Here is a 10271-nt window from a genome sequence, read left to right on the forward strand (position 1 = left end):
TAGTATCCTTTACTTGGGGTTACTCGTAGCTAAATAAATCGCCACCGTGCAAATCGATCATCTCGAATGCTTTACCACCACCTCGTGCCACGCACGTTAAAGGATCATCTGCAATCACTACTGGTATGCCAGTTTCTTCCATTAACAGGCGATCCAAGTCTTTTAGCAAAGCACCACCACCCGTTAACACCATACCGCGCTCTGAAATATCAGACGCAAGCTCAGGAGGAGATTGCTCAAGCGCCACCATAACGGCAGAAACAATTCCACTTAATGGTTCTTGCAACGCTTCTAGAATTTCATTGCTGTTAAGCGTGAAACCTCGAGGTACGCCTTCGGCTAAGTTACGGCCACGTACTTCAATTTCTTTCACTTCTTCACCAGGATAGGCAGCACCAATCTCGTGCTTAATACGCTCGGCTGTGGCCTCACCAATAAGTGAACCAAAGTTACGGCGAATATAGCTAATAATGGCTTCATCGAATTTATCACCACCGATACGAACCGATGAAGAGTAAACAATGCCGTTCAATGAGATGATCGCTACTTCAGTAGTACCACCACCAATATCGACGACCATAGAGCCGGTTGCTTCAGATACAGGTAAACCAGCACCAATCGCAGCCGCCATTGGCTCATCAATAAGATAAACCTCACGCGCGCCAGCACCTAATGCCGACTCACGGATCGCGCGACGTTCTACTTGAGTAGAACCACAAGGTACGCATACGAGTACGCGAGGGCTAGGGCGCAAAAAGTTGTTGTCGTGCACTTGTTTGATAAAATGCTGTAGCATTTTCTCAGTCACATAAAAGTCAGCAATAACGCCGTCTTTCATGGGTCTAATGGCTTTTATGTTGCCAGGAGTACGTCCCAACATCCGTTTTGCTTCACCACCGACAGCCGCTACACTTTTAGGACCACCTGCACGCTCTTGCCGAATAGCAACAACGGAAGGCTCATTTAGTACAATTCCCTGATCTTTTATATAGATAAGCGTATTTGCTGTACCGAGGTCAATAGATAAGTCGTTGGAAAACATTCCTCGAAGCTTTTTGAACATTGAAAAACCGCAACCTGTTTGATATGAGAGATAATCCGCTAACTTTACCAATGCCCCCCGTCTTGGGCAAGTAAACACCTCATTTGATGCAATAAAAAGTGAAGAAACCTTAGTTTAATTGAGGTTTAGCTAACAAATTTTTATCAAGTCGCCAAAAAAGGACAAATATAGTCGTTTCGCTACTGAAAATAGATCTAGGTGTGACCACACACCGAATAGAAAGTGCCGAGCCTAACTAAATTTATTGTTCCATGAATTCTAGCCGTTAATGGAACACTTCCCGCCAGTGAATGATCCTGTCACTTCCGCGGTAAAGGCCAAAGGTTATTATAGAAGCTGGGCCATCAACACCCGTCGCGCCTGAGCACAGGGCTAAGTCTGAGCAAATAAAACCATCTCCGCTCCAATCGAAGTTCATGTATTGTGCCCAAGCTGGGTTACCCACGCCTGGATCTAAAGAGACTTCGACTACACCAGCCACGCCTGGGCCATTACCTGCAGCACTGCCCCTTAAGGCAAAGTTAGCATTACCTAATAGTTCTCCACCGATTAAAGTGCCAGCGCTAGTTACTGAGTCAATCTGCCCGGTGATATCGTTACTACCTTGGGCGCTTAGCACGATTTGCCCAGAACTTTCAGTTAAATCAATGTTTGTACAGTTGTCTTCCTGATTAAACTGCCAGCGACCATTTAGATAATGCTCTGCGCTTACTGGGGGGATCAGGAAATCTGTTTCAGGGCCGAAGTTAGGCCCAAGCGCCAAACGCCCGTGGCGGACATTGACGTCTACTCCTGTAATATCACTGCCTGTTGCAGCACTAATGCTAAATTCTTCACATCCTGAAATCGGGTAATCGCTTTGATAACACACGTTATTATCCGCGCTTAAAAAAGTTACTAGAAACGTCATGTCCACAGCGGCGACAAAAGGCTCTAGCAAAGGATAAGCGGCAAAATCCGTGGTGGTTTTTTCATAAGTAAATGTACCATCCAGCACGTCTATTAAGGTGATGCCAGTGAACGCACTAGGTGCGGTGATTGTGGTCGAAGCTGCATCGGTAATGCGCGTCACAGCTGGGCTCGCGCCAGCATGAATTGACGCATCTTCTATCACTACAGCTGCTGCGGTATCTGGACTATAACGCCAATAGCCGTTAATGAAATTTTTGGTTACTTCACCTAGGGCACTCATAGCAATTAATTCAACTTGAGTGCTCGGCGAAAAAGAAATCGGTTGACCCATATAAGTGAAGTTACCACATTGATTGACCAACTCTGGCGCGGTTAATATCTGAACGTCAAAGTAAGCTGGGGTGAACTCCCCCAGAGTAATAGGATCTTGACTACTGATGACACTTGTTGGGTTGTTGTTATCACTCAGGTAGTCGCTATCCTGAACATCTAGGCGAATAACACCCACTTCACTGTAGGTTGCCTGATAATTGTATTCCCCCGTAACGAAGGTTAATGCAGGCGTGTCTGCAAACTGTTTAATTGCATTACTCATCACGCTGGCGCCGTCCCCAAAGACTAATGTACCTTCGGCTGCATTTGATTCAAAAGGCAACATGCGCTCAACCGCTATTTGCAATTCGCTGGGCTGATAATTGGGCATTGGAATATCCCCTAAGACCCCATAGGCGGTAATATTTAAGGTAAACTCTTCGCCTGCAGGGTAAACGTCTGTATCCGCGCTTGACGGATAAGTATTGAAATCAGTGTCAGTATAAATGAGAGCTGGCGGCGCAACCGCCAAGGTTAATTTTGTAGGGACAATATCTACACTGGTATCACCTGAGGTAATTGACACCCCATCTATTTCAGCAGCGACTCGCAGCCCCACCCGCCCTGCATCTGCGTAATTAAACGCCTCTAATGTGGCCACACCGTCAGCGTCAAAAGTAAGAGAGACAATACCTGTGGATTCACCATCTGGTGAAGCACTCACATCGATACCACTGAAATCAGTTAAGCAACGATTTGGCGAAACACAGTTCACCCCCAAAGTGACATCTTGCTGCCCTTGTAATAATGCCTTACATACGCCGTTATCGTTTTGAACTGCGCGCAAATTTGCCCCAACAAAATTGGCTTGTGACAATTGATCAGGCAAAAATTTATCAGTCACTGTCTCGCCGATAAACTCAAAGCCGGCATCGACAAAATTGATGTCGCAGTCTGCTATGCCTGACCCGGTATTTAAGCAGCGCAAAGGCGCAGCTGGATTGGCACGAACTATGTCAAACGTAGCGGTTTCGGGCTCTAACACTGCCAGAGGTGTATTGATAATTTCGCCAGTAAACACTAACGGGTTCCCAGCCCCCCAACTATCTGGTGCTAACTGTACACTGCTCGTTTCTGTATACAATTGAGTGCAATTCTCATCTGCACAGGCTTTTATAGATATGTTTTCTGCCTCACAGGTTAATCCTTGACCGTCATGCTCCAATTGATAATGATTAATAGCTTGGCATGTGGCGATAGCGTTCATGTCTTGGGAAATCTCTGCGCTGTTTTGCACATAAGCATTAACTCGAATATTATCAAACTGGCCGTTGGCCGAGTTCGCTGTCATGTTCGTCACAATATAGTCCGAGCGGTTATCACCAAAATACAAAGTGTTAAATTGGGCGATGCTATTATTTACATTTAAACTATTCGACCGGCCCGCCTCAGCCCCATTAATATGAATAACAGCTGTTTTTGCCGCATAATCATAGCTAACGGCTACATGCACCCACTCACCAGCGGAGAAATTAAGTCCAGAAACAGTGGCTTCTGCGTCCCTATCGTCGATATCCTCTAAACCAAAATACAAAGTGGATGCACGTAGGCTTAAGTAAAAATACTTCGCAGTGGAATTTGAGTTTCCGGCATCGGTAGAAGCATCGAACAACTGACGTGCAATGTCACTCGACCAATCTTCATTGCTTCGATACCAAAAGGATATCGTCCCTGCTTGGCCAATATCATTCGGTGAAAACCCGCTATCAATAGTATCTATTACCGCTGCAGCTGTGTTCATTGGTACGTCCGCATATCGACAGGAAACCTGCGCCGTTGATAACACAGAAAGCACATCCCCCAAAGGAGATGCATGGCGCTGGTTACTTGTGCTATCTAATATGCTTTGACTACCATTAAATTCTACTTGCTCAAACTCATAAATCGCAACAGGAGCCGCAGCACAGGGGGAAACGTTGTTTAGATCTGTATTGACTTGACTCTGACTTTGCGCGTAGTCGTAGATTCGTACGTCATCGAATTCACCGTCCGCTGAGTTAGCGGGCGAATCAGCAAAATTATACAGACTGCGATTATCTCCTATGTATAAAGTGTCAAGCACTGGCATGCTGCCGTTGAGTCCTAGAGCGGATGTTTGGCTGGCTTGACTGCCGTTGATAAAAATTTCAGCGTTATCTTTGCTGTAATCATAGATCACTGCGATATGCACCCACTCATAAGCGGCAAAGGTTAATCCACCTACACTGGTAGCAGCGTCATCATCGGTAATATCTTCAAGGCCAAAACGTAAGGTACCATTGCGTAGGCTAAGATTAAAATATTTAGAGTTTGCATTCCCTACCCAAGTCGAGGCATCGAAAAGCTGCCTCCCCGTCCCACTACTCCACGCCAATGCACTGCGATACCAAAAAGAGATTGTGCCCTTGTCACCAATGTCAGTATCTACTCGAAGCTCAGTATCTATGCCCGCGCTAATATTGGCATCGGTGTTTTTCGGTACACTCATCACCTGACAGGATTTTTGAGTACTGGGGAAGGTAGGAAAGGCATCTCCCAGTGGAGATGCATCATATCCAGACACTGAAGAATCAATGACGCTATTAGCGGTCGCCCATTCTTCTTGCTCGAACTGGTAAAAGGCTATCGCCGGGCCGTCACAAACCTCCTCCTTTGCCGCACTGACATTAATATCATCGACATAAAAACCAGATCGAGAGTTTTGCCCGCTGACTTGGAACCCAATGGCAACATTACTGCCAATAAATTCGCTAATATCGAAACTTTGCGCTGTACGAGAAAAATTGCTGGCGGTGACTGTGTAATCTCTTAAGTTCCTCCAAGTACTGCCACCATCGGTAGAGATACCAAGCCTTACTAAAGATTCCCCTGCATTATGACCGACACTGTAATTAAAGTTAAGTTGAGCAGTAACGGCATCTGATAAGTCCAACCTTCGGTACACGAATCGCGCGCCATAAGAACGCGGGTTTTCAGATGCGACAACCCCTAAGCGCAAACAGTTTCCAGCAGAACAAAGTGAGTTATTGACGCGCAAATAACCCGAAGAGGGGCCATCAGACTCTCCAGCCTCTAGCCAATCTGAGCTCCAAGGCGCAGAGCCTGAAGAAGCACTGTAGCTGGCAGATGGAAAGTTATCAGCCATATTGAAGGTTTCGGTACTACAACTATTACTACTGATGGACCAAGTAGCCCTTAGGCCTTGCCTTACAATTGAGGCATCGGTGCTATGCGCAATAAACATGGAGCCTGATGTAGCAACCAATGCAGACGGAAGGTTTGAGCCACTGAAAGTTCCTAAAAGTGGCGTACTGACATTTTCACCATCATATACAGAAAAATAGTCATAGTTTTCTTCGTAATTAAAATCAGAAAAGCTGAGGGTAATAGCCCCTCCCTGAGGAGCACGAATAGTAAACCCACAGCGCTCATTATTGGCATATTCACCATTTGCCCCGCCGGAATCAACTAACTCCCCGCGAGCACGTGATGTTTCGGTGTCTGAGCATAGCGTGTCGGCGAGTACCTGCGAACAGCAGAGTACATTTAAAAGCAAGAGCAAAATGATTGAACTTAAGTAGCCTCTAAGGGTTTGGATCGCTCTTATCGCTTTTATCCCTTTCATTACTGGATCCCGTCAACCGATACGTTGCGACTGACCACAGTGTCACCTGCAATGCATTGCCCTTGAGCAGTAAACCTAAAATATTGGTAGCTGTCACCATCGTCTACAACCGAGACCACGGAACAACTGCTTTGATATCCGCAGTTAGAAAGGCCTGGGGTACTGGTGAAGGTAAAATTATCAGAGGCCATGCAATTACTTGCCCCAACGACAGGAAACGCTGCAGCAATAGAGCGCTCTACGCCTGCTCTTGCCGCGTTTAACGCTCTTTGACCGTACACTTCACTGACAACACTATCGGCAGAGGCCGCTAGCATTCTAAGCATAGCTAAACCCAAAATCGCCAAAACGATGATGATAAACAGCGCGATAACCAACATGCTACCGCGCTGTTTTCTTAGGCCGCGATGTTGCTCAACGCAAAGACGTTTATGGGACATTGGGCACATGAATATCACTACTAAGATTGATTATTTCATCGTTTAGCTCAAACGCGAGCAAGACTTGTATTAAGCTATTTCGATTCAAGGTGGCATTTTGTACGGTGAATGGCAGCTCCGAATTGGCGAGATCATTGACGATATTTTCAGCCATTAAGGTGCCGCCCGAAGTAAACGTTGTCTGACTCTGCACTATCGACGCTTGATGTCTAAACATGCTCCCTCCACGTATGCAGTAACTTACGGCATTTCGCACTATGTATAATCGTGAGGCAGGAGACACATCGGCAAATGCACCATCGACGGTTAAGGCGGCTAAATGCTCAGCGCTATCATTTGTAGTGCAATCACCATCACCGCTGTCAGTGCAGGATAAAATTGTACGCCGTTTGCTTTCATTAACGTCATAAACATCATTGCTATCGGTTGGATAGACAATTGCCATATCGCCATTTGCGATTGAAAACTGGTTATTAACATCGCCCAATTCTACCGTGTTTACTGTTCGCTCTGTAGAGGGCGCCAATGGTAAGCGCGTGTAATAAGTAGCCCATATTGTAGGCACAAACTCTATACACTGGGCGCCATTTTCTAGTTTGACGCGAGCACTATTAGGTACAGAACTGCGCAACTCTCTATTTAAGCGCTCAATGACAAAACGACTTTGACTTAACAGTTCGTCTCGCTCGCTCACATCATTGAAAATCTGCACACCAGAGCGAATAAAACTGGTGACACCAATAGACACAATACCCAGCACAATAATCACTGTGACCAGCTCAACCAAGGTAAAGCCTTTTTGTAAGTGTAACGTATGACGTGAGGCCATCAGTAGTTGTACCTATAGGTCGAAAAAACAACCTCCTCGCTGCTAGGGGTGGTTACCCTTACGGTGATAAGTTTTGCTGCACCCACAGCACCATCGTTTGATCCGTCTAAATCAGCATCGTAAAAGACCGAAACGCTGGCCCGAAATCCCTGATATAAGTTACGCCCATTGATACCTATTGTGCTGCCTGTTGCACTAAGAATATTGCCGTCTCTTTCATCTAGACCCTCAAAGTCATCCACATCGTTATACGCACTTCTGCTTTCACTGTCTGGGCCTAGGGCATTTGGCAGCGTACAGGCTGGAGCTGTTCCATCTCCGCATCGTTCACTGGCATTACGACTGGAATGCTCATCGAAGGACTTACTGCTGATTTCGTTGATAAGTGACTGGGCAAGCTCCGTCGCCCTGACTTGAAATATAGGATCAATACTACGGGTAGTTTGGGGAACAATGAGACCGATAAAGAACGTCATCGCGATAGCGAAAACCAACATGCCTATTACGAGTTCTATTAGCGTAAAACCTACGTTCAGCCTGAGCTGGGTAGTGGATCGTTTAACACTCACGGATATACCCTTCGCTTTCTACGCAAACGGCCGGGGATTGCGTTCCTTGGAAGGTTATGCGGCAAGTGGCTTGGCAACTACCAGCACTTGTCAATGGGCGACCTAGGCTATCAAATCGTATCCAATTAAATGCACCATTTCCTGTGTCTAACGTGTTCATGCCAATACCGTCAGCAGCGATTTCACCACTGCTGGTGCGCAGGAATTCAGGTGTGGCGTAATTAATGGTAGTTGCGCAAGTCGCAGTATGTTCAGCAGGGGTATTATTGCGATAGCTAAGCGTGGGCGGCCCATAGCTAGGATTGGTAGTATTAAAGTTAATTTGGAAACAATAACCGTTTCGCGTGTCTTGCATCGCGCGTTGTTGCATCGCGCGTAACGCTGATAATAAACGTGATTGATAGCTGTATTCAGCATAGCCGGTACTATCAAAGCGACTCGCTGCGGATACAGCCAGAATACCAATAATAAGGATCACCACTATTAGCTCAATAAGGGTGAAACCACGTTGCACAGCATTCACGGGGAATATGTTTTTGCTGCCCAACGTATTCATTCATTTTACTCCAAACAGGAAGCCGGAAAAGCAAGGCCAAATTAAATTTGGCTAATCACTAACACTCTTGCGGCTTAACCAGCTTAACAGCCAGTGGTAATGCTGCCGATCGTTGGTTCTTCACCTTCAGCTGTAGCTGCTTCATTATGAATGTAGTAGGCATAACAAGCCCCAGCATTCGTTGTACCGTTTGGATAAACGATTAGCGCCACATTGCTCTGGGTTGGCAAAGTCGTGAAGCCATCTGCAGTAAGATCAGCACCTATATCCTGAGATTCATCAACACAAAATTCAGAAGTACAAGCTCCACTGGTTAATTCTTCAATATTTGCGTCAAGCATATTGATCCAAGCAAGATCCCAATCGTGAAGAGCATATCCGAAATCAGTTTGCACGTTATCACCGTTTTTCAGCGCCAGGGTTGCTGCTGCTGATGCATTTGTCCCATCAAGTAGAGATTTAGCATGAATAATGTCGCTGGCTGACTGCATTGCACCTTCCATCCCTTTTACAACAGATGCTCGGGCATCACCTTGAATATCTAAAAATTTAGGCGCTGCAGTTACCGCCAAAATACCCAAAATACCCAAAATAACGATAACAATGATTAATTCAATAAGGGTAAAACCACCCTGTTGTTTGCTGCTTTGCATAATGTTTCTCCCACTTGCTAAATATGAAAATCTAAACTTTTTTTATTTTAACCACTTGAGTTGGCCTAGGCCATTAGCAAATGGTAGCGTGTCAAATTATTGACTAATTATTACTAAAAACAATCACTTGCCCGATGCGCGGATCGTATATAAAACCATTACCAGCCGTGTTGTCAACAGGCTCATTGGTATCGTTTTTTATCGTTTGGGTTAAATAATAATAACAAAGATCATTTCCCCCAGAACCATTTCCTTCGCTTTGGCGAGTAAAATAGCGGTGGTCATCAAACGGGCGCTCATTCCAATCAGATGAAATTGTCGGCGCGCTTTGCATGATTAAATTAAAAATACTTTCACAATCTAACAAACTTATCTGAGTATCTTCGGTACTGCTGTCGGTATCAAGTTGTCCTGTGGGGTATCCAGTGTCCTGATCAACGCCGATTCGAATATCGTCGATAGTCACAAAACTCAGGTTCGTTGCAAAGTTCTCCTTCGGCCGCCCTTCAATTTCCCATTGAGCTCGCACTAAGCCAACACCTGTTGCATAGCCACCTGCTACGCCTTCAACAGTGGCATCTTCAGCCTCTTCAGTCACATCAAGTAAGCGTGGTAAGGCAGTAGCAGCTAATAGACCTAAAATAACCACGACTATAACCAACTCAATTAAGGTAAACCCTTGCTGGCGCTGAGCGTTAAGCATTGAAAAGGTTTGGCGCTGTGATTTAGCTAATTTCGTCATATTTCTTTACCCATTAGGTTAACTTATTATTTTGGAAACCTGTCCCGTATACACTTTGTACTCAAAATAAGGCCCTGTTGATAATCTGTATCGACAGATTGATGACAGAGCATTATTGTTTATTTGCACGCCATCATAAAATTCAGCGTACATTTTGAACCCTTCAACTTCTAGTTCTGTATCCAGTACGTCTCGCCATAAAGCCGCGCACCCCATGCTTGTTGGTTCTAATCTAGGCCAACCCAGATGGCTCATCGCCAGAGGGTGTCTACCTGTTTCATTACCCTGCGTATCGTACTCAATCAACAAAATACTGCTAGGCCTACCCTCATTTTGCCACTGCCAATGCGCATTCAAAGTACTTTTAGTGAACTGCTCTACTAAGTTCTGCAGCGCTACCTTGCGAATACTTGGACTGCTGTCATTGAAATAAACGATAAACCCCAAGATAAGCGAGGTGAACACGACCACGACAATCAAATTGCTAAAGAGGCTACGTTCTCGTTCATCAGAGGCTTCATTTCTGCGCAT

Annotated in this window: 9 protein-coding genes; all 9 read right to left on the reverse strand. The window is 45.5% G+C overall.

Annotated features, from left to right (window positions below; translation table 11 throughout):
- Positions 1–19: 19 nt before the first annotated feature.
- Entirely contained in the window at positions 20–1063 is a 1044-nt protein-coding gene (locus GMES_RS09105; protein ID WP_006992360.1) for a rod shape-determining protein, read from the reverse strand.
- A 265-nt stretch (positions 1064–1328) separates the two neighbouring features.
- A complete protein-coding gene (locus GMES_RS09110) occupies positions 1329–5951 on the reverse strand; it encodes a LamG-like jellyroll fold domain-containing protein (protein WP_006992361.1) in 4623 nt (1540 codons plus the stop codon).
- The gene (locus GMES_RS09115) at positions 5951–6391 is read right to left on the reverse strand and encodes a pilus assembly PilX family protein (protein ID WP_006992362.1); all 441 of its coding nucleotides are present in this window, start codon (positions 6389–6391) and stop codon (positions 5951–5953) included. Before GMES_RS09115 ends, GMES_RS09110 begins: the two co-directional genes overlap by 1 nt.
- On the reverse strand, positions 6381–7220 hold the full coding sequence (locus tag GMES_RS09120) for a PilW family protein (RefSeq protein ID WP_006992363.1): 840 nt from the start codon (positions 7218–7220) through the stop codon (positions 6381–6383). Before GMES_RS09120 ends, GMES_RS09115 begins: the two co-directional genes overlap by 11 nt.
- The gene (locus tag GMES_RS09125; protein WP_033185171.1) at positions 7220–7789 is read right to left on the reverse strand and encodes a type IV pilus modification PilV family protein; all 570 of its coding nucleotides are present in this window, start codon (positions 7787–7789) and stop codon (positions 7220–7222) included. The genes GMES_RS09120 and GMES_RS09125 overlap by 1 nt, the downstream gene beginning before the upstream one ends.
- Positions 7779–8345: a prepilin-type N-terminal cleavage/methylation domain-containing protein gene (locus GMES_RS09130; RefSeq protein ID WP_006992365.1), complete on the reverse strand. Its 567-nt coding sequence runs from the start codon at positions 8343–8345 to the stop codon at positions 7779–7781. The genes GMES_RS09125 and GMES_RS09130 overlap by 11 nt, the downstream gene beginning before the upstream one ends.
- Before the next feature lie 83 nt (positions 8346–8428).
- Positions 8429–8998 (reverse strand): prepilin-type N-terminal cleavage/methylation domain-containing protein, encoded by a 570-nt coding sequence (locus tag GMES_RS09135; protein ID WP_006992366.1) that lies wholly within the window; start codon positions 8996–8998, stop codon positions 8429–8431.
- Positions 8999–9101: 103 nt separating this feature from the next.
- Positions 9102–9740, reverse strand: a complete 639-nt coding sequence (locus GMES_RS09140; RefSeq protein ID WP_006992367.1) for a type II secretion system protein — start codon at positions 9738–9740, stop codon at positions 9102–9104.
- Positions 9741–9758: 18 nt separating this feature from the next.
- Entirely contained in the window at positions 9759–10271 is a 513-nt protein-coding gene (locus GMES_RS09145; protein ID WP_006992368.1) for a hypothetical protein, read from the reverse strand.

Source organism: Paraglaciecola mesophila KMM 241 (assembly GCF_000315015.1).
GTDB classification, from domain to species: Bacteria; Pseudomonadota; Gammaproteobacteria; order Enterobacterales; family Alteromonadaceae; genus Paraglaciecola; species Paraglaciecola mesophila.

What these genes read in the sequence shown, in the direction of transcription:
- GMES_RS09105 (WP_006992360.1), bottom strand. Translation starts at nt 1,063, where the DNA reads ATGTTCAAAAAGCTTCGAGGAATGTTTTCCAACGACTTATCTATTGAC.
- GMES_RS09110 (WP_006992361.1), bottom strand. Translation starts at nt 5,951, where the DNA reads ATGAAAGGGATAAAAGCGATAAGAGCGATCCAAACCCTTAGAGGCTAC.
- GMES_RS09115 (WP_006992362.1), bottom strand. Translation starts at nt 6,391, where the DNA reads ATGTCCCATAAACGTCTTTGCGTTGAGCAACATCGCGGCCTAAGAAAA.
- GMES_RS09120 (WP_006992363.1), bottom strand. Translation starts at nt 7,220, where the DNA reads ATGGCCTCACGTCATACGTTACACTTACAAAAAGGCTTTACCTTGGTT.
- GMES_RS09130 (WP_006992365.1), bottom strand. Translation starts at nt 8,345, where the DNA reads ATGAATACGTTGGGCAGCAAAAACATATTCCCCGTGAATGCTGTGCAA.
- GMES_RS09135 (WP_006992366.1), bottom strand. Translation starts at nt 8,998, where the DNA reads ATGCAAAGCAGCAAACAACAGGGTGGTTTTACCCTTATTGAATTAATC.
- GMES_RS09140 (WP_006992367.1), bottom strand. Translation starts at nt 9,740, where the DNA reads ATGACGAAATTAGCTAAATCACAGCGCCAAACCTTTTCAATGCTTAAC.
- GMES_RS09145 (WP_006992368.1), bottom strand. Translation starts at nt 10,271, where the DNA reads ATGCGCAGAAATGAAGCCTCTGATGAACGAGAACGTAGCCTCTTTAGC.